The sequence below is a fragment of the Butyrivibrio sp. NC3005 genome (assembly GCF_000424545.1).
Classification (GTDB): Bacteria; Bacillota; Clostridia; order Lachnospirales; family Lachnospiraceae; genus Butyrivibrio.
In genome coordinates, this window is sequence record NZ_AUKC01000035.1 from 1 (window position 1) to 19,298 (window position 19,298).

Genomic DNA, 19,298 nt, shown 5'->3' on the forward strand with positions numbered 1-19,298 from the left:
CGTTAATTCGGAATTTACGCCTATGGAGAGTACAAGAACTTGTGAGTAGATTGATGCTTTCATCGTCAAAAGCATACTCGATGAAGTAGGAATGAAACATAAAAGTTTATAACTTTTTATAAGTTTTCAGTAACGGATTATTCATATGAAAAAGATGAAATACTTATTTAGTGGAATTTGTGTTTTGCTGATTTTAGTTCTGGTTGTTGTTTTTAACAACAATTTTGCAAAAGGCATATATTTGAGGATGATTGATGCTTTTTTCGAATATGGGGTGATACAGACTAATAAACTAGAAAATACTAATTATGATGAAAAATGTGGCGAAATTACTAAAAAAACTCTTAATGCAAATTTGAAAAAACAGTCGCTAAACGAAGAGAAAAAAGCTGAGTTTAACGACCTTGTCTATAGGAAGTATTCACAGGGGCATGAGATAAATGCAAGATGTTTCTTAAGAGTAGACAAGGAAACTCTATCAAAAGTTTGTGAGCATCCTCAATATGTTGTTATTTATGTTGATGGACAGGAAACTGCTAGAATAGATATTAGTGATGAAAATATAGAATATCAAACAATAAAATCAGGAAATTATGAGTTTTATTTAGTTGATATGGACGGACATTATTGTGATATTTTATCAGAAGTTAAGGTGGATGAGCCGGTAGGAGGTTTTATAATATTGGACTAAAAAGTTATTAAAAAGTGTTGTTGTAGTGGTGTTGTTTATGTGTTTATTTAGATCTTTGGATGTATATGTTAAATATATGAGTAAAATCTAATGTTCGAAATATTATATTATTCTACGTGCTATTTCTTGATGTAGAAAAAAGTTAGAATTTTTGGCTTCTTCGTTCCAAAACCACGCAAACTGGTCACTAAGAAGTGTATTCTTTGACCAGTTTGCTGTCTGATTATTGGTTTTTCAAACTGTGCATTTGCTGCGCTTTTTGTGAAAACAGATTATCTTTCACTTACCTTTTCTGGTTCGTCATATACTTCGCCAAAAGTATCAACTGTTACAGTTTTCATAACCTGAGGAATTACTGGACGGTCGCTCCAGTCAGTCTGAATCTCAGCAATCTTGTTGACAACATCCATTCCTTCTGTAACTTTACCAAAAGCTGCATATTCTCCATCAAGATGAGGAGCATCCTTGTGCATGATGAAGAACTGTGAACCTGCTGAATCAGGAATCATAGTACGTGCCATTGATAATACACCTTCAGTGTGCTTTAACTCATTTTTGAAACCATTGCTGGAAAATTCACCTTTAATGCAGTATCCAGGTCCGCCTGTTCCGTTTCCGTCTGGATCTCCGCCCTGCAGCATAAAGTTTTTGATTACACGATGGAAAATAACTCCATCATAGAATTTTTTGTTAATAAGACTAATAAAGTTCTTAACTGTGTTAGGAGCAATTTCAGGATAAAGCTCAGCCTTAATAACATCTCCATTTTCCATTGTAATAGTAACGATAGGATTCTGTGCCATTATATATTCTCCCTTGTATATTTCTTTTTTGACGACTATATCATTATAAGCTAATATAGGCATTAGTAAAAGTAAATAAGTTGAATATGCAATTCAAAGGATACTCTATGCTGCGTAACCACGAATGAAAGGTGGAAAAAGAGAGCATTGAAAGGTTTTTATTTATGATTATTGTATTTTTGTTTTCTGATAGATATGAGAAGAGGGCGGATTTTTTTGATGAGTTTTCCAAAGAGCAATCTTATTTAAAGAATGAAGGAATAGACAGCGTTTATTATATCGATGCAGATGCGGAGGCTCTTTTTAATAAGATACAGGAAGAAAACAATGCATTTCCAAAAGGAATTTTATTTGTGTGCGAAAGTCTGGAAGACTTTTCTTTTATAAGTGAAAATGGTGGATATGCAATAGGAATGTCGAATACTTATGATGGGACGGTGCAGAAGTTTCCTAAGGCAAAATATATTTTTTCGGGTGTTGATGATACGTTTGCTGATTCTTTTATCAAAGCATATCAAAGGCTTTCTGGTGAACCTTGGGATATTCTCGAAACGCCTAGACTTATAGTAAGAGAAACTACTGTAAGTGATGTAGACGCTTTCTATGAGATATACAAAGACAAAGAGATGACCAGATATATGGAGGATTTATTTAAGAACCCGGAGGATGAGAAAAGGTACATGCAGGATTATATCGACAAGGTATATGGTCTTATGGGTTTTGGAGTCTGGACAGTTATAAGAAAAGAAGACAATGCCATAATAGGAAGAGCAGGTTTTAGTATCAGAAACGGATTTGATGAGGTAGAACTTGGCTTTCTTATAGGTGTTTCTTACCAAAGAAATGGATATGCGTATGAAGTATGCAGCAGCATAATTGAATATGGCAGGAAAATGCTTGGATTTGATAAAATCCAGTGTCTTGTGAAAAAAGAAAATAAAGCATCCATATCGCTTTGTACAAAGCTTGGATTTTGCGTGAGCAAAGAAGTGGAAATAGAAGAAGACATTTATAATGGTGTTTATCTTGGGAGTGAAACAGAAAATAAAGCTCCTTCCAAGAAAGGAATATATGTTAAATTTGTAATTTAATCTGCCGAAAAAATAATAGGGAATAACTTGTTATTTTATTTTACATAAGTTATGATGTTTAAGTTGTTACTTAAAGGGGCAGAGCCTTTTTGATGTAATTGACAAAATGTATATTTGAACGTTGTGATTGAGGCAAAATAGTTCATAAATTAGGATTGATGGAGATAAAATGGACGCACAAAGTTTATTCGAGTTAATAGCTAAGGTAGTTGGCGGATTGGCATTATTCCTTTATGGAATGAATGTAATGAGTGCAGGTCTTACTAAGGCGGCAGGAGGGAAGCTTGAGAGTTCTTTAGCTAAAGTGACTGCTAACAGATGGCTTGCATATATTTTTGGTATTGGAGTGACTGCACTTGTTCAGTCTTCTTCGGCATCTACTGTAATGGTTGTAGGACTTGTTAATTCAGGTATTATGAAGCTTACACAGGCTGTAAATGTAATACTTGGAGCAAATCTAGGTACTACTGTTACAGCATGGATACTTTCTCTTAATGGAATTCAAGGTGGTAATTTTTTTACTAATCTACTTAAACCTACTTCGTTTACACCTTTTCTAGCGCTAATAGGTATAGCTCTTTTAATGTTTTCCAAAAATGATAAAAGAAAGAATATAGGTACTGTATTATTAGGATTTTCTGTCCTTATGTTCGGTATGAACATGATGTCAGAGGCTGTATCTCCACTTAAAGAAAATGCTGGATTCCAGAACTTCCTTAGAAGTTTCTCCAATCCTATTATCGGATTCGTAATAGGTACTGCATTTACTATGATAATTCAGAGTTCAGCAGGTACTATTGGTGTAGTTCAGACCTTTGCAGGAAGCGGTATGATGTCTTATGGTATGTGTATTCCTGTTGTTATGGGTGCTGAAGTTGGAACTTGTATTACAGCTATTTTGTCATCATTTGGTGCTAACAAGAATGGTAAGAGAACTGCTCTTATGCATCTTTATTTCAATCTTGTGAAAACGTTTGTATTTATGTTCGGATTCTATACACTTAATTTTGTGCTGGGATTCGATTTTCTGGATAAGCCGGCCAGTGCAGCAGGACCTGCAGTTATTCATACTCTTGTAAACCTCATTGGAACACCTCTTATGGTTCCATTTTCTGGAATACTGGTAACGCTTGCGCTGCGTACTATTCCAATTGATGAGAAGGAGAAGGCAGATCAGGAGAGCAGTCAGGGTATTAAGACACTTGATGATAGATTCCTTTCCAATCCTCCTTTTGCTTTGGAACAGAGCAAACAGGCTTTGATCGAGATGAAGGATCTTGCTATGAAATCTCTTTTTACTTCTATTGAAGTTCTCAAAGAATATGAGCAGGAAAAAGCCGAGGAAGTTGAGAGATTGGAAAAGACAATTGATAAATATGAAGATAGTCTTGACACATATCTTATGAAAATAAATCAGCAGCCTCTTTCAGCAGGTGATAACCATGTTTTATCGGTGCTTCTCCATGCGATAAGTGACCTTGAGAGAATAAGCGATCATGCTCTTAACATTGCTCAGGTTGCAGAGAGAATGAACGAGAATAAGAGAACATTTTCTCAAAGAGCTGTAGAAGAACTTGAGATTTTCAGCAGCGCAGTCAGAGAAATTGTAATGATTACTTTCCAGGCACTAGAGAATAATGATCTAAAGCTTGCTAAAAATGTTGAACCATTAGAAGAGGTAATTGATGGTCTTCATATGGAAGTTAAGAGACGTCATGTCAGAAGACTCAGAAAGGGTAAGTGTACAATCGAGCTTGGATTTGATCTTTCTGATGTAGGAACTGACTTCGAGAGAATCGCAGATCACTGTTCCAATATTGCAGTTGCGCTTGTACAGGTTAATGAAGACGGATTTGATACGCATGAGTATCTTGAGATGCTTCGAGAAGAGAAAAATCCTGCCTTTGAACAGGCTGTTTACTATTATGAGAGTAAATACCGTCTTCCTAGACTTAAGAAAAGTGAAGTAGAGGAAGAAGGCAGAATTGATGCATCATTTAAATCAGAGCATCATATTCTCTTTGATATGAACGCTTTGCAGGATTCTTCTTTGGATAGTAGCGAAGATAATCTTATAGAAACTGGTTCTAAAAAGGAAAAGAACAAGGATAAGGACAAGGACAAGGATAAGGACAAAGATAAATATAAGCCTTCAAAAGGTAAGAAGAAAAAGAAAAAATCAAAAAAATAAATCGAATTTCAAAAAATTTGTTTCAGTTATCCTCCGTGTTAATTATAATAGAACACGGAGGATTTTTTGTTTTATGAATATTAGAAAATTGAATCGTCTTGATACTTATATGGACAAAAACAAACACTTGATTCCTGGCGCATCGCTTTTGGTGGAACACAATGGAAAAAGAGTATATGAAAAGGTTTTTGGCGTAGATAGAAAAGATAGTATTTATCGTCTGTTTTCTATGACCAAACCACTTACAGCACTTGCTGCCATGATTTTATATGAAAGAGGAGATTTGGATTTATTATCTCCTGTTTCGGATATTCTTCCCGCTTTCAAGAATATGAAAGTGGCATCTCCTAATGGAATACATGATGCAAGACATCAAATTTATGTAAGAGATCTTCTCAATATGACTTCCGGAATTGTTAAACCGGGGGACTATGGTGAAGCTGGTCAGTCTATGAATGGCATTTATAGAGAAGCTAGAATTCAGAGACGTTCTGGAATTCTAAAATCAAATGTAGATGTTGCAAATAAACTTGCAGAAAGTTATCTTATGTTCGAACCTGGCGAAGGTTTTCATATGGGACTTAATGCAGAGGTTTTATCTGCTGTTATAGAACAGGTTTCCGGAGAAAGATTTTCTGATTTTATGAGAAAATATGTTTTCGAACCGCTTCACATGAGCGAAACCAATTTTTATATTGATGGAGACAAGGCTTTCAGACAGTCAGCAATGATGATGTTCGACGAGAAGACTGGTAAGGTTCAGAGAGCTGATGCCAATACACTTTCTAAACTTGAGATGGAAGATCCGTTTTCTAATCCATGGATTGAGTCTGGAGGAAATGGTCTATATTCTACAATGGAAGACTATGCGCATTTTTGTGAGATGCTTATTAATAAAGGTTCTTTCCATGGAAAAGAGATTATTGGCAAGAAGACCTACGGCTTTATGACCACTAACAATCTTGATATGGAGCTTGAGAAGAATGTTGCAAAGATTGGGAAAGAAGGATATGGCTATGGTAACTACTTCTTTGTCATGACTGACACTATTAAGAATTCTTCAAATGGAAGCAAGAATCTAATCGAAGGTTTCGGAGAAGCCGGAACATATTTTATGGTTGATCCGCAGGAGGAACTTATTATTATCTTCATGCAGCAGATAGATGGAGGTCTTGATAAGAAATTTTACAGAGGTTTGAGACAGATAGTATTTGGTGCAGTATAGGGGGCAAATGTTATGAAGTTTGAATCTATTACGAAGAAGGAAGAGGGTAATTTCATAACCAGATATGATCTTAAATATGAAACTGTAGATCATAAAGAGAAAATTTATGAGATTATCAGTAGAAACAAGGACTTAAAATCAAGCAAGGAACTTTCAGGGTTAGAGCCTGATGCAGTAGTACTCATTATGGAAGATGAGAAGCATGAAAAGATTCTTATCAATAAAGAATTTAGAATGGCTGTAAACAGATGGGTATATAACTTTCCGGCAGGACTTATTGATCCGGGTGAAAAACCAATAGAAAGCGCTAGACGCGAATTGTTCGAAGAGACAGGACTTGAGCTTGTAGAGGTACTCGATGAAATCGGGCCTTCATATAGCGCTGTAGGCTTTTCTAATGAGATAAATGTGTGCATAGTAGGAGTTGCCAGGGGCGTATTTAAAGATAGTACGTCGACTTTGGAAGAAATAGTACCGGGGTGGTATACCAAAGAAGAAGTTAGACAGCTTCTAAAAACAGAGCCGTTTGCGGCAAGAACACAGGCTTATGCATATCTTTGGAGCAGGGAATAAAAAAGCGTTTCTGCAAGAAAGTTTTTCAGATAAATTAAGCAAAATCTAAGAAAATGGGGTATATCAAATGAATAAGTGGAGCAGGTTACAATATCAGCCAAACATTCCTCTTTACAAGGGAAAAGAAAGAGTGACAGAAAGTAGTGAGCACATCACGCTTTCCAAGAATGCAGCCAAGGAGGGAATGGTTCTTTTAAAAAATGACCACAAAGTTCTTCCTCTTGCAAAAGGCAGTAAGGTTGCTCTTTTCGGAAAAGGAACAATTGACTATGTAAAAGGCGGCGGTGGAAGCGGTGATGTTTCCGTTTCCTATATTAGAAATCTGTATGATGGATTCTGCGAGCTTTCTGACTATGTTAGTGTATTCGAAGATACGATTTCTTTTTACAAAAAAGATGTCGAAGAAAAATATGCCAAAGGACAGGTCCCTGGTATGCTCGAAGAGCCAGAGCTTCCAGATGAACTTGTGAAGAAGGCTAGAGCATTTACTGATACTGCTATTATTTCTATTAGCCGTTTCTCGGGAGAAGGATGGGATAGAAAGGCGGAAGGAACAGGAGATGTTCTAAAGTATGATGATCCGCTTGGAAAAGAAGCGGAAAGGCTTTTTGAAAGAAGTGACTTTTACTTGACTTCCAAAGAAGAAGCTATGGTCAAAAAGGTAGAAAAAAGCTTCAAACACGTAATAGTAGTTCTCAATGTAGGTGGTATGGTTGCAAGTGGCTGGTTTCATGACGATGATAAGATTGAAGGAGCTCTTCTTGCTTGGCAGGGCGGCATGGAAGGCGGTCTTGCGGCAGCAGAACTTATTGCAGGAATCGGCAATCCATCTGGTAAACTTGCGGATACGTTTGCAAGAGATTTAACAGATTATCCATCTACAAAGGGGTTCCATGAGTCTATGGATTACGTGGATTATACAGAAGATATCTATGTTGGATACAGATATTTTTCCACTATTCCAGGGGCAAAAGATAAAGTTCTTTATCCGTTTGGATTTGGCTTATCTTATACAACTTTTGATATTGAGGATATATACACAGATTTTGTGAATAACGAGGAAGATGACTGGCTTTGTGCATATCCTCTTAATAGCGTTGCAGTTACTAATGATGGTGATGCTGATAAAGAACCTACTGCTGTGGTTAATTGCACTGTTGTGAATACCGGAAACTGTGCAGGTCGTGAGGTAATGCAGGTTTATGTATCTGCGCCTTCAGGTAAGCTGGGCAAGCCTTCAAGAGTTCTGTGCGGATATAAAAAGACAAATCTCTTAGAGCCTGGAATGATGCAGCATATAACTATTTCTTTCCCATGGTCACAGGTAGCATCCTATGATGATCTTGGCAAAATAGCAAAGTCCTGTTATGTTCTGGAAAAAGGTGTATATGGAATTTATCTTGGAAATAGTGTAGAAGATGCAGAGCTTGTATGCGAGATGGAACTCGATAAAGATGTTATCGTAAGAAAGCTGACAAAAAAGCTTGCACCAGTTGCACTTAAAAAGAGAATGCTCTCTGATGGAAGCTTTGAAGAACTTGAGCTTTCAGAAGTTCCGGATAAGGATGCGATTATGTTAGAGCCTAATCCGCTCAAATATGATGGTGTTACTCCGGAAGTTAGACATGTTGAGCCGCAAAGATTATGGGGCGAATTCAAGCGTCCTTTGATGCTGTCACAGGTTGCAAGCGGCGAAGTTACTATGAGAGATTTTTTGGCTCAGCTTTCAGACTTTGATCTGGCCAGCCTTCTTGGTGGTCAGCCTAACACCGGCGTAGGTAATACTTTTGGCTTTGGTAATCTTCCAGAATATGGAGTACCTAATGCTATGACAGCAGATGGACCTGCAGGTCTTCGTATCCAAAAGGAAGTTGGTGTTAACACAACAGCTTTTCCTTGCGCTACGCTTCTTGCCTGCACCTGGGATCCAGATGTTACTATGAAGGTTGGTATGGCAGCAGGCGAAGAGGTTAAGGAAAACAACCTTGGAGTATGGTTGTCTCCTGCTATAAATATTCACAGAAGTCCATTGTGTGGTAGAAATTTTGAGTACTATTCAGAAGATCCGTTCCTTACCGGAAAGCAGGCTGCAGCGCTTGTTAGAGGAGTGCAGTCCAACAGAATAGGTGTATCTTTGAAGCATTTTGCATTAAACAACAAGGAGACTAACCGCAAAGAAAGTGATTCTAGAGCATCAGAGAGAGCGATAAGAGAAATTTATTTGAAAGCGTTCGAAATTGTGGTCAAAGAGTCAGATCCATGGACTGTGATGTCTTCCTACAATGTAATAAACGGAGTAAGAAGTGCTGAAAACAAAGAGCTTCTTACAGATATATTACGAGATGAGTGGGGCTTTAAAGGCATGGTAACTACTGACTGGTGGGGCTATAGCGAGCAGTACAAAGAGATTATTGCAGGAAATGATGTGAAAATGGGACTTGGATTTCCTAAGCGTCTTGTTGAAGCCAAGGAAAAAGGTCTTATCTCTAGAGATGAAATGGAAATAAGTGCTTCAAGAGTTCTCGAACTTATTCTTAAGTTGGATTAATGATAGTATTAAAGATAGTTTGATGATTTTTTGTTTTGGCAAAAGATAATCAAGTAATTAATAATTAAAAAAGGTCGTAAAGAAATGAAGATTAACAGAGAAAGAGTTACAAAGGTTTTTAATGATTACGTAGCAGAATATAATGCAGAAGATGTTAAGGTCAAATTAAAGATTGATCATACCTACAGAGTTGCAGATTTGTGCGAGAAGATTGCTATAAGTCTTAACCTTGAAAAAGGTGACGTTGATCTTGCGTGGCTTCTTGGTATGTTTCATGATATCGGAAGATTTGAACAGCTTCGAATTTATGATACCTTTGAAGATGCTGCCTCTGTTAATCATGCGGCCCTTAGTGCTGATATTCTATATAAAGATGGACTGGTGAAAAAGTTCATAGACGATACAACTCAGGACAGACTGATTGAGAAGGCAGTGCGTCTTCATAACGTTTATGAGCTTCCAGAGTCTCTTACAGACAGAGAGAGAATGTTTTGTCAGATACTAAGAGATGCAGATAAAGTAGATATTCTCAAGGTAAACTGCGATATTCCAATGGAAGAAATCTACAATATGCCAAAAGAAAGCTTCTATACAGAACCTGTTACACCAAAAGTCCTAGAAGATGCTCTTGCAAAAAGAAATGTTAACAGAGCGCATATGTACACATCGATTGATCATCTTGTGGGACATATCTCACTTGTATATGGGCTTTGCTATAAAGAGAGTATAAGAGAAACAAAAAAACAGGGCTATCTGGATAAGATGCTCTCGTTTAAGAGTAACAATCCGGAAGCCCTGGAAGCGCTTGATAAAATCCGTCAAAAGATTGATGAGTTTATGGATAATGCTCTTGCTTCTTCAAGTGATAGAAAGTAATCATCAGTTAACTGTGATGAAGAATAACAAGAATATTTTTGTTAAAACCTGTTAAGTCTTCCACACGGAAATATGCGGCACATATGTCTACAAAGTCATCTTTTGTAGAATCTTCTTTTAGATTTGTCAAAAGAAGAAGTCGTAATATATTTATTTCATAAAAAAGTATCAATGCATTATTGCTTAGATTAATCTTCTCGTTATCGAAAGGAAACTGCTTGAAGAATATGTCATTTACGAATATTCTCGCGATCCATTCATCGAATAGCGGGAAGATTTTTTTGATACTTGTAGTGGTGTTTGCTACAAAACTTTCAAAACTATCAGCATTATAATCTTTTAATATATTAAGAGCATTTTCACAGTATTCTTCAATAGCATAGTACTGATCTTTTGCAAAAGTTAAAATATTTACTATGCTTGAAAAATATGGATTCGCCTGTAAATACATGGATGTATCAGTATCAGAATCTTTTGTTAAAAACGAGAAAATATTTTCGAGGCGTTTATCAAAAGCAGTATTTTCCTGAAGCATTCCAAATAGCTTTTCCTGGATATTATCAAGTGTTTTGGCATCTGAAAACTCAGAAGGAAGTTCTCGGGCAGCAAGGTCAAAAGTCATTTCGCTTCTGGTAAACTCTACAGGTTTATCCTTGTCAATCAGTAATTCAATTGTACGTTCACAGGCATTTGCTGTGGAGGCTCTTGGGGAAAAATTAAATCTTGCGCTTCGCGGGAAATACTTGCATGTAGAACTAAGGCTTTTCTCGCCGCATTCTGAATGCAGCTTGCACCAACCGTTGTCCATAAGCATTCGGCATTTGCCAAAAAAATCAGGGCAAATCTGAGCATACTTGTACGGATCAGGGTTGCTGCGAACCTTAAGAGATAAATCCAAATCAGATCTAAGCTCACTAGTACATTCAACGCCTAAAAGTTTAAAATATTCATCTTGTGTAATATTTACAGTCAGACCTTGGCAACAGGTATGGCGGCAATCTCCGCACTTGCAACAAAAATGGTTGTAATAATCGGGTGTCAAAAAAGTCTCTTTAATTTTCATATTCTTCCTAGGCGTAAATTTAAATTAATTATTTTGGGTAGTAGTACTAATTGCAGCCATATTCACATTGACGTTGGCAATGTCAGAAGAGGTCGCTGAAGATGAGACATTTGTTATGTCTCTAGATTCAATCTTTTTAGTATTACTGGCGTGTTTGTCATTTTCATTGATGCCTTTTGCCTTGGAACTGTGGCTTGTTCCTGCTAGGGATTCAGAAATAACATAACTTGCACTGTTGCTAGGTGTAGCAGCAGATTTTGAAGAGGATGTCAAACCGTCACATCCTGTGAGCAGTCCGGCAAATAGTGTACTTGTTACAAGTACGATACCAATTAAACGATATTTTGATGCTTGCATTTTTAAGAACCTCTAAAAATCCATGTGAATCACAGTCTGTTTTCATCCATGCGTGAATCTATGATTCATTACAAATATTACAAAAATGTTTCTTGCGATAATTTTATTATAATCCACTCATGGAAAAAAACAAGAAGGTAGAGGCAAAAAAAATTGCATATATTTTTCGCGGAAAATCGTAATTTTTTGTATCTTCTTATAAAACGCGAATTGTGTTGAAATAAAAGGCTTATTTTGCTATTATAAGTAGCGCAGTTATGTTTATTTTACGTTATTTTTTAATATATCTTGGAGGTAGATAATGCAATCTCGTACACATACATGTGGCGAACTTCGTCTTGCAGATGCAGGAAAGAAAGTCAGGCTTGTTGGATGGCTTGAAAATTTCAGAGAAGTCGGCGCAGAACTCGGATTTGTAGTGCTTCGTGATTTCTATGGCACAACTCAGATAGTAGTAGAGACAGCTGATATGATGAAAGTTGTAAAGGCTATTACAAAGGAATCTACTATTTCTGTAGAAGGTGTTGTAAGAGAGAGAAGTTCAAAGAATGCAAAGCAGGCAACAGGAGAAATCGAAGTTGTTCCTGAGAAAGTAGAAGTTTTAGGCAGATGCCGTTACAATGAGCTTCCATTTGAGATTAATCACAGCCGTGAAGCTGATGAGTCTTCCAGACTTAAGTATCGTTACCTTGATCTTCGTAATCCTGAAGTTAAGAAGAATATCATTCTTAGAAGTCAGGTAATCGCAGCACTTAGAAGTTCTATGATTGACCATGGATTCATGGAAATCACTACACCTATTCTGACAGTATCAAGCCCTGAGGGAGCTAGAGACTACCTTGTACCTGCACGTAAGCACCCTGGTAAGTTCTATGCACTTCCACAGGCTCCTCAGCAGTTCAAGCAGCTCCTTATGGTTTCTGGATTCGATCGTTATTTCCAGATTGCACCATGCTTTAGAGACGAGGATGCAAGAGGAGATCGTTCTCCGGGAGAATTCTATCAGCTTGATATGGAGATGGCTTTTGCCAGTCAGGAAGATGTATTCGAGGTACTTGAAGATGTTCTTCCTCCTATTTTCGCAAAGTATGGTACATACAACCGTGCATCGTCGGCTCCGTTTAAGAGAATTCCTTATCTTACAGCAATGGAGAAATACGGAAGCGACAAGCCGGATCTTAGAATCGACCTTACTGTTGAAGATGTAACAGATGTCCTTCGCACACCTGACTTTGCACCTTTTGCAGATGGAGTTATTAAGGCTGTTGTTATCTCAAATTTCCATGAGAGCCGTAAGTTTATCGACAAGACAATGGCTGATGTTGAAGTACAGGCTGGAAATAAGGGATACTGGTTCAGAATTGATGAGAACGGTGAAGTAGTTGGTGGTATTTCCAAGTTCGTAGCACCTAAGAAAGACGAAGTTATTGCAAAGCTCAACCTTGAGCCTAACACTCTTGTAGTTCTTTCTGCCGGAACAAAGGCTGCTGCACAGAAGACAGCTGGTGTCCTTGTTAAGACTTTTGGTGCTGCAGTACCTGGTCATATGGATAAAGAGCAGTATGCATTCTGCTGGATAGTTGATTTCCCTATGTACGAGATTGGAGATGAGTCAGGAGAACTTGAGTTCTGTCATAATCCATTCTCAATGCCAAGCGGCGGACTTGATGTCCTCCTGAAGGCTGAAAAAGGTGAGATTGATCCACTTACAATCATGGCTGATCAGTATGATCTTGTATGTAATGGTGTAGAGCTTTCATCTGGTGCCGTTCGTAACCACGATCCTGAAATCATGGTTAAGGCATTCGAACTTGTTCGCCTTGGTGAAGAAGATGTTAAGAAGAAGTTCCCTGCTATGTACAACGCATTTTGTTATGGTGCACCGCCACACGCAGGTATTGCTCCGGGCGTAGACCGTATGGTAATGCTTCTTGCAGGTGAGGAATCCATCCGTGAGATTATTCCGTTCCCTATGAACAAGAATGCACAGGATATCATGATGGGCGCTCCAGGATACGTTACAGACAAGCAGCTTGAAGAGCTTCATATTAAAACAGTTGAAGTGACTGAATAAAACTAACAAGAAGACTGAGATTTTTAGTAGTAGAAATCCTAGTCTTCTTTTTTGTTTATAAAAATTTCATTTTTAAATAAATATTCAAAAGATTTTCAAATATTTCAAAAAAACCAAAAATCATCTCATGAATATTTTTTTGGACTCGTAAAAATTCAAAAATCCTCTAAAGCCATATTTCTGGCTGAAAAATCCAAACCACAACTGTTGGTAATTGACGTTAGAAAGATAACATAACTAGCATGAAAACGATAATTATGCCAAAAACTGAAAATCAAAAATGAATTATCAAACAAATACATGAAAAAGAGCATCTGTTGCTAACAACTGGAAAAATATGGTAAAATATTTCTGATTAACTAAGTGATAAAGGTTTAACATTGCCTGGCCGATATAAAGTTTAGGTTTTAGTATCGGATTATTGTTTTTTTATTAAGAGAGAAAGGAGTAAGTCTGAATGAAGGACCTAAATAAACTTCTTACAGGAATTGTGTATGTAGGTCAGTTAGGACTGGATTTGGCAGTTCCTATTCTCCTTTGTCTTGGCCTTGGATGGTTTCTTAATACGAAGCTAGACTTTGGTGTGTGGATTTATTTTCCATGCATGATTCTCGGTCTTGGAGGCGGCGGAATGACTTTTTGGAAGTTCTATACCCGAATTGTCATGAAAGGCGTGAAAAAGCCTGATAAATCAAGACCAAAAGTTCCAACATATTCTAAGCATATATAGCTTTATAAGGAGGGGATTATAGTGAAGTTGGATGCTGACGTTTCGAAACTTGTTAAAACGGTTTCAATTGGCTGTTTTGTTATGTGTGCTGTGGAGATTTTAATTGCAGCAATTCTCAGAATAGCCGGTTTGATACATTTTTATGCACTAATGATTATATTTGCGGTATTGGGAACAGCAGTGGTAGTGGGATGTTTTTTCTGGATGGCATCATCTCTTCAGAAATCACTCGATGCTGCTGAGAATGGAGGTGCTAAAGTATCTAGAGGAGTGCAGGCTGGCTACAATAAGCGCCGTATTGCACAGGCACTTTGGATGGTTGCAGCAATTTTCGTTCCACAGGTGATATATGGAAAATTTGTTCCAAATATCACTATCAGCGGAATTCTTCCGCTATTATTTCCAGCAATGGTTATATATGTAGTGCAACTAACTGGGAGATTCAAAAAAGTCCCAGATGTTAAAGGAGGTGAAACGTAATATATGGAGATTAACATCCATGGATCATGGTTTGTTACTCTGGTAGAGGATTCGCCTATTGGTCCAATCCGTCTATCGATGACTATGATCATGGGCTGGGTCGTTCTGATCGTGCTGTCTCTTTTATGCTATTTCCTTGGAAGAAATTTGAAAGTTACCAATATTTCAAAACGTCAGGCAGTAGCAGAATGCATCGTGGAAGCTTTGAATAACTTTGTTCGTGGCAACATGGGCGATAAGTTTGATAAGTACATTCCGTTTATCGGTGCTTTGTTTGGCACAGCAGTGGTCAGCAACCTAATCAGTTTGTTTGGTGGTCTCTGGAGTCCTACAGCCGACCTCAATACAGAGATTGGATGGGCCGCTGTGGCATTTGTCCTTATTACATACTACAAGATTAAGGCGAATGGCTTTGGTGGATACCTCAAGGGTTATCTGGAACCACTTGCTCCGATGCTTCCGCTGAATATTATCAGTGAGATAGCTACTCCGGTAAGTATGGCTTGCCGTCATTTCGGTAATATTCTTTCCGGTGTTGTTATTGGAGGCCTTATTTACGGAGCACTGGGTGCAGCCAACGTGGCATTGTTTGGTTTGATTCCTGGAATAGGTGAGTTTATTGGTGCTCACATCCCGATTTTGAAGATCGGTCTTCCGGCCATCACATCACTTTACTTTGACTGGTTCAGTGGACTGATTCAGCCGTTCATTTTCTGTACCTTAACATGTATTTTTATTAAACAGGCATCAGAAACCGATTGATGTTTGTAACATTTTATTTTTCTCAGGAGGAAAAAATTTATGGATCTTACAGTATTGGCAAAAGGTATCGCACTTGCTGGATGCGGAATTGGCGCAGGTCTTTCACTGATCGCTGGTATCGGACCTGGTATTGGTGAAGGTAATGCAGCAGCTGCAGCAGTAGAGTCTATTGCTAGACAGCCAGAAGCCAGTGGAGAAATTCGTAGCACATTGATTCTTGGTGTCGCTCTTTCAGAGACAACTGGTATTTACGGTTTCGTAACTGGTCTTCTTCTGATTTTCGTTGCACCAAGTCTTTTCCTTGGCCAGCTTTGAGACAAGGAGAACAGTAACGTTCTCAAAGTATAAGTAAAGGAGAGCTACATGACAGGTTATAACTTACTGGTAAATATTGATTGGCAGACTATTGTTGTTCAGCTGATCAACCTGTTCATTCAGGTACTCCTGTTCAAAAAATTCCTTTATAAGCCAGTAATGGATGTACTGGCAAAGCGTCAGGGCCTTGTAGATAAACCAATCAAGGAAGCAGAGGAAGCCAAAGCACAGGCTCTTTCCATGAAGGAAAAATATGAGCAGAGTCTTTCTAGTGCAGATGCTAGAGCTGACCAGATTATTCAGGAAGCAACAAGCAGTGCTACTAAAAAGAGTGATAAGATCGTCAGCGATGCACAGGCAGAGGCAGCAGCTATCAAGCAGCGTGCACAAAACGATATTGAACAGCAGAAGAAGCTGGCAATCAACGAAGCGAAAGACGAGATCGGTTCAATGGCTATGAGCATTGCATCAAAAGTTATTGGCCGAGAAATCTCTGAGAAAGATCATGAAGATCTTATCGACGAGTTCATTCAGAATGTAGGAGAAACGTCTTAATGGTGACTGAAACAGCCAGAAAATATGGCGGAAGTCTGTATGAACTTGCTTTGGAAGATCAAAAGACGGATGAAGTATTAGGTCAGTTAAAAGATATATTGGGTATCTTTAAAGAAAATCCTGATTACCTAAGGATTTTATCAGAACCCAGTATCCCTAAGGCAGAAAGATGTAAACTTCTTGATGATGCTTTTAAAGGGAATGTATGGCCTTATCTTCTGAACTTTCTAAAACTGCTTTGTGAAAAAGGCTATATTAGAGAGTTTAAGGGCTGTGTCGGTGAATTTCGTAAGCGTTTCAATGACGATCACGGAATCGCACAGGCAACCGTCACAACAGCTAGAGAGCTGACCGTAAGTCAGAAAGATTCTTTGCGAAAAAAGCTCGAAGCGTTAAGCGGAAAGAAAGTAGACATGATAGTCTATACAAATCCTGCCCTTTTGGGAGGTATTCGCGTAGATATGGAAGGCAAACGGTATGATGGAACAGCTAAGGAACGTCTTGATCAGCTGCAGCATATCATCGAAAACACCGTCGTATAAATAAAATGAGGAAAAGGAAAAAATGGCATTAAAACCTGAAGAAATCAGTAATATCATAAAAAGCCAGATTAAACAATATTCCGCCTCTATTGAATCTGCCGAAACCGGTACCGTTATCATCGTTGGTGATGGTATTGCCAGAGTCAGCGGTCTTGATAAGTGTATGGCCGGTGAACTTGTAGAGTTTTCAAACGGCACTTACGGAATGGCACAGAACCTCGAAGATACAACTGTATCTGTCGTATTGCTGGGTTCTGATGTAGGAATCAAAGAAGGCGATATTGTAAAGCGTACCGGAAGAGTAGTATCAGTACCGGTAGGAGAAGAGATGCTGGGAAGAGTAGTAAATGCTCTTGGCCAGCCAATCGATGGAGGTCCATCTATTACAGCAAAGAGATTTGACCCTATCGAACACGTAGCACCAGGAATCATCGAGCGTCAGCCAGTTAAGGAGCCACTCCAGACTGGTATTAAGGCTATTGATTCCATGATTCCTATTGGACGTGGACAAAGAGAACTTATTATCGGTGACCGTCAGACTGGTAAGACAGTTATTGCAACAGATACAATCATTAACCAGAAGGGTAAAAATGTTATCTGTATCTATGTAGCAATTGGTCAGAAACAGTCTACAGTTGCCAATCTTGTAGCACAGCTTCAGGCAGCTGGTGCAATGGAGTATACAGTTGTTGTTGCGGCAACGGCATCAGAGGGTGCTCCGCTTCAGTACATCGCACCTTATGCAGGATGTACTATTGGTGAGTACTTCATGAATGAAGGAAAACATGCACTTATCATCTATGATGATCTGTCCAAGCATGCAGTAGCATATCGTGAGCTTTCACTTCTTATCAGACGTCCACCAGGACGTGAAGCTTATCCTGGTGATGTATTCTACTTACATTCACGTCTTTTGGAGAGAGCTGCGAAACTTTCAGATGCGAAGGGCGGTGGTTCACTTACAGCACTTCCTGTAATTGAAACACAGGCTGGTGACGTTTCGGCATACATTCCGACAAACGTTATTTCCATTACAGATGGTCAGATATTCCTAGAGACAGAGCTTTTCCATGAAGGTATTAGACCTGCTGTTAACCCTGGTATCTCTGTAAGCCGAGTTGGTGGTAATGCTCAGATAAAGGCAATGAAGAAGGTTGCAGGTACACTTAAGCTGATTTACTCACAGTTTAGAGAATTGCAGAGTTTCGCTCAGTTTGGTAGTGACCTCGACGAAGATACCAAGGCACGACTTGAGAAAGGTGCACGTATTGTTGAAATTCTCAAGCAGAATAGAGGAACTCCTATCCCTGTTGAGAAACAAGTTGCTATTATCTATGCTGTTGTTAACGATTATCTCAAGAATGTCGCTGTTGAAAAGGTTAAGGATTACGAAAGCGGACTTTATGAATTCCTTGATGCTAATGCAGATGGCAAAAAGGTAATGGAAACAATAGCTGCAACCGGCGAGTTCGGTGATGATGTTCAAGCAGGCCTCAAGAAGGCTTTGAACGAGTATACGGAACGTTTCACAAAGACAGCGTAAGAGGAAGGAGGAATAAGACATGGCTTCGATGAAAAACATCAAGCTCCGCATTAAAAGTGTGCAGAGCACCATGCAGATTACCAGAGCTATGAAGCTGGTAGCTTCTTCTAGACTACGTAGAGCGCAGGATCGTTGTATGCGTTCCCGCCCGTATTATGAAGTTCTTAATAAGACGCTGAACGATATTGCCAATTCGAACTCCGACTTTTCTTCCAAATATGTGAAGAAAAGAGAGATAAAGAAAATCCTGTATATTGTGTTTGCAGGTGATAGAGGACTTGCTGGCGGATATAACGCTAACATGTTCCGAATGATAGAGGAGAAATCCAAAGGTCAGAACTGTGCTTTTCTTCCGGTAGGAAAAAAAGCAGTTGAATATTTCAAAAAGCGTCAAAGAGAGATAATCTCCGAAAGCTTTAAAGTGGCAGGAGACCTTTCTGTAAGCGACTGCTTTGAAATGTCACGTATGGTTTGTAACGGATTTCTTGCTGGTGAATATGATGAGATTCAGGTTGCTGGAACCAAGTTCGTATCTGTATTGTCACAGGTACCTCAGACACAGCAGCTTCTCCCGTTCACAGTACAAGAAGTTGAGGGCGATAGAGAAGTTATTTTGTATGAACCAAATACAGAAGATACTTTCAATGCCATCATTCCGGAGTATATTGCTGGTGTTATCTATTCTGTTTTGTGTGAGAGTACTGCAAGTGAGCAGGGTGCCCGCAGAATGGCAATGGAAAATGCTACAAACAATGCGGCTGATATGATAGAATCTCTGAATCTTACCTACAACCGTGCTCGTCAGAGTGCGATCACCCAGGAAATTACGGAGATCGTGGCTGGCGCCGGAGAAGATTAATAGTGACAATAGTAAAGGAG

General features: G+C 38.6%; 19 protein-coding genes. 16 read left to right on the forward strand and 3 right to left on the reverse strand.

Annotated elements, in window-relative coordinates; translation table 11 throughout:
* Positions 1–145: 145 nt before the first annotated feature.
* Complete coding sequence (locus tag G634_RS0110080; RefSeq protein WP_026505193.1) at positions 146–691, forward strand: hypothetical protein; 546 nt, start codon at positions 146–148, stop codon at positions 689–691.
* 272 nt (positions 692–963) lie between these two features.
* Here G634_RS0110080 and G634_RS0110085 read toward each other — a convergent pair whose 3' ends face one another.
* Complete coding sequence (locus tag G634_RS0110085; RefSeq protein WP_026505194.1) at positions 964–1,494, reverse strand: peptidylprolyl isomerase; 531 nt, start codon at positions 1,492–1,494, stop codon at positions 964–966.
* A 164-nt stretch (positions 1,495–1,658) separates the two neighbouring features.
* On the opposite strand from G634_RS0110085, the gene G634_RS20350 reads away from it, so the two are divergent.
* From G634_RS20350 to G634_RS0110115, 6 genes are all read left to right on the forward strand, one after another.
* A complete protein-coding gene (locus G634_RS20350; RefSeq protein WP_051233821.1) occupies positions 1,659–2,585 on the forward strand; it encodes a GNAT family N-acetyltransferase in 927 nt (308 codons plus the stop codon).
* Positions 2,586–2,754: 169 nt separating this feature from the next.
* Positions 2,755–4,776, forward strand: coding sequence for a Na/Pi cotransporter family protein (locus tag G634_RS18760; protein ID WP_081676580.1), 2,022 nt, complete (start codon positions 2,755–2,757; stop codon positions 4,774–4,776).
* A gap of 73 nt (positions 4,777–4,849) precedes the next feature.
* Positions 4,850–6,001, forward strand: coding sequence for a serine hydrolase domain-containing protein (locus G634_RS0110100; RefSeq protein WP_026505195.1), 1,152 nt, complete (start codon positions 4,850–4,852; stop codon positions 5,999–6,001).
* A gap of 12 nt (positions 6,002–6,013) precedes the next feature.
* Positions 6,014–6,574, forward strand: a complete 561-nt coding sequence (locus G634_RS0110105; protein ID WP_026505196.1) for an NUDIX hydrolase — start codon at positions 6,014–6,016, stop codon at positions 6,572–6,574.
* Positions 6,575–6,641: 67 nt separating this feature from the next.
* Positions 6,642–9,122 (forward strand): glycoside hydrolase family 3 protein, encoded by a 2,481-nt coding sequence (locus tag G634_RS0110110; RefSeq protein WP_026505197.1) that lies wholly within the window; start codon positions 6,642–6,644, stop codon positions 9,120–9,122.
* 84 nt (positions 9,123–9,206) lie between these two features.
* The gene (locus G634_RS0110115; RefSeq protein WP_026505198.1) at positions 9,207–9,998 is read left to right on the forward strand and encodes an HD domain-containing protein; all 792 of its coding nucleotides are present in this window, start codon (positions 9,207–9,209) and stop codon (positions 9,996–9,998) included.
* 7 nt (positions 9,999–10,005) lie between these two features.
* On the opposite strand, the gene fliB is transcribed toward G634_RS0110115, so the two are convergent.
* Positions 10,006–11,061: a flagellin lysine-N-methylase gene (gene fliB, locus G634_RS0110120; protein WP_026505199.1), complete on the reverse strand. Its 1,056-nt coding sequence runs from the start codon at positions 11,059–11,061 to the stop codon at positions 10,006–10,008.
* 24 nt (positions 11,062–11,085) lie between these two features.
* Positions 11,086–11,418 (reverse strand): hypothetical protein, encoded by a 333-nt coding sequence (locus tag G634_RS0110125; protein WP_026505200.1) that lies wholly within the window; start codon positions 11,416–11,418, stop codon positions 11,086–11,088.
* 301 nt (positions 11,419–11,719) lie between these two features.
* Here G634_RS0110125 and aspS point away from each other — a divergent pair, with 301 nt between their 5' ends.
* The 9 genes from aspS (at position 11,720) to atpG (ending at position 19,278) form a co-directional block, all read left to right on the forward strand.
* Entirely contained in the window at positions 11,720–13,492 is a 1,773-nt protein-coding gene (gene aspS, locus G634_RS0110130) for an aspartate--tRNA ligase (RefSeq protein WP_051233822.1), read from the forward strand.
* A 457-nt stretch (positions 13,493–13,949) separates the two neighbouring features.
* Positions 13,950–14,222: an AtpZ/AtpI family protein gene (locus G634_RS0110135; protein ID WP_026505202.1), complete on the forward strand. Its 273-nt coding sequence runs from the start codon at positions 13,950–13,952 to the stop codon at positions 14,220–14,222.
* Positions 14,223–14,243: 21 nt separating this feature from the next.
* Positions 14,244–14,702: a hypothetical protein gene (locus tag G634_RS0110140; RefSeq protein ID WP_026505203.1), complete on the forward strand. Its 459-nt coding sequence runs from the start codon at positions 14,244–14,246 to the stop codon at positions 14,700–14,702.
* A gap of 3 nt (positions 14,703–14,705) precedes the next feature.
* Positions 14,706–15,464, forward strand: coding sequence for a F0F1 ATP synthase subunit A (locus G634_RS0110145; RefSeq protein WP_026505204.1), 759 nt, complete (start codon positions 14,706–14,708; stop codon positions 15,462–15,464).
* Positions 15,465–15,503: 39 nt separating this feature from the next.
* Positions 15,504–15,779: an ATP synthase F0 subunit C gene (gene atpE, locus G634_RS0110150; RefSeq protein WP_026505205.1), complete on the forward strand. Its 276-nt coding sequence runs from the start codon at positions 15,504–15,506 to the stop codon at positions 15,777–15,779.
* A 48-nt stretch (positions 15,780–15,827) separates the two neighbouring features.
* A complete protein-coding gene (gene atpF / locus G634_RS0110155) occupies positions 15,828–16,334 on the forward strand; it encodes a F0F1 ATP synthase subunit B (protein WP_026505206.1) in 507 nt (168 codons plus the stop codon).
* Complete coding sequence (gene atpH / locus G634_RS0110160; protein ID WP_330364809.1) at positions 16,334–16,876, forward strand: ATP synthase F1 subunit delta; 543 nt, start codon at positions 16,334–16,336, stop codon at positions 16,874–16,876. The genes atpF and atpH overlap by 1 nt, the downstream gene beginning before the upstream one ends.
* 22 nt (positions 16,877–16,898) lie before the next feature.
* Positions 16,899–18,419 carry a F0F1 ATP synthase subunit alpha gene (atpA, locus tag G634_RS0110165; RefSeq protein ID WP_026505208.1) on the forward strand — a complete coding sequence of 507 codons (1,521 nt, stop codon included), beginning with the start codon at positions 16,899–16,901 and terminating at the stop codon, positions 18,417–18,419.
* Between the two features lie 19 nt (positions 18,420–18,438).
* Entirely contained in the window at positions 18,439–19,278 is an 840-nt protein-coding gene (atpG, locus tag G634_RS0110170; protein ID WP_026505209.1) for an ATP synthase F1 subunit gamma, read from the forward strand.
* Positions 19,279–19,298 lie beyond the last annotated feature (20 nt).

Bases quoted from the DNA above. Each gene is read 5' to 3' on its own strand.
- G634_RS0110125 (WP_026505200.1), bottom strand. From the start codon at position 11,418: ATGCAAGCATCAAAATATCGTTTAATTGGTATCGTACTTGTAACAAGT.
- G634_RS0110135 (WP_026505202.1), top strand. From the start codon at position 13,950: ATGAAGGACCTAAATAAACTTCTTACAGGAATTGTGTATGTAGGTCAG.
- G634_RS0110100 (WP_026505195.1), top strand. From the start codon at position 4,850: ATGAATATTAGAAAATTGAATCGTCTTGATACTTATATGGACAAAAAC.
- G634_RS0110145 (WP_026505204.1), top strand. From the start codon at position 14,706: ATGGAGATTAACATCCATGGATCATGGTTTGTTACTCTGGTAGAGGAT.
- G634_RS0110115 (WP_026505198.1), top strand. From the start codon at position 9,207: ATGAAGATTAACAGAGAAAGAGTTACAAAGGTTTTTAATGATTACGTA.
- G634_RS0110105 (WP_026505196.1), top strand. From the start codon at position 6,014: ATGAAGTTTGAATCTATTACGAAGAAGGAAGAGGGTAATTTCATAACC.
- atpG (WP_026505209.1), top strand. From the start codon at position 18,439: ATGGCTTCGATGAAAAACATCAAGCTCCGCATTAAAAGTGTGCAGAGC.
- G634_RS18760 (WP_081676580.1), top strand. From the start codon at position 2,755: ATGGACGCACAAAGTTTATTCGAGTTAATAGCTAAGGTAGTTGGCGGA.
- G634_RS0110080 (WP_026505193.1), top strand. From the start codon at position 146: ATGAAAAAGATGAAATACTTATTTAGTGGAATTTGTGTTTTGCTGATT.
- fliB (WP_026505199.1), bottom strand. From the start codon at position 11,061: ATGAAAATTAAAGAGACTTTTTTGACACCCGATTATTACAACCATTTT.
- atpE (WP_026505205.1), top strand. From the start codon at position 15,504: ATGGATCTTACAGTATTGGCAAAAGGTATCGCACTTGCTGGATGCGGA.
- atpF (WP_026505206.1), top strand. From the start codon at position 15,828: ATGACAGGTTATAACTTACTGGTAAATATTGATTGGCAGACTATTGTT.
- G634_RS0110110 (WP_026505197.1), top strand. From the start codon at position 6,642: ATGAATAAGTGGAGCAGGTTACAATATCAGCCAAACATTCCTCTTTAC.
- aspS (WP_051233822.1), top strand. From the start codon at position 11,720: ATGCAATCTCGTACACATACATGTGGCGAACTTCGTCTTGCAGATGCA.
- atpH (WP_330364809.1), top strand. From the start codon at position 16,334: ATGGTGACTGAAACAGCCAGAAAATATGGCGGAAGTCTGTATGAACTT.
- atpA (WP_026505208.1), top strand. From the start codon at position 16,899: ATGGCATTAAAACCTGAAGAAATCAGTAATATCATAAAAAGCCAGATT.
- G634_RS0110085 (WP_026505194.1), bottom strand. From the start codon at position 1,494: ATGGCACAGAATCCTATCGTTACTATTACAATGGAAAATGGAGATGTT.
- G634_RS20350 (WP_051233821.1), top strand. From the start codon at position 1,659: ATGATTATTGTATTTTTGTTTTCTGATAGATATGAGAAGAGGGCGGAT.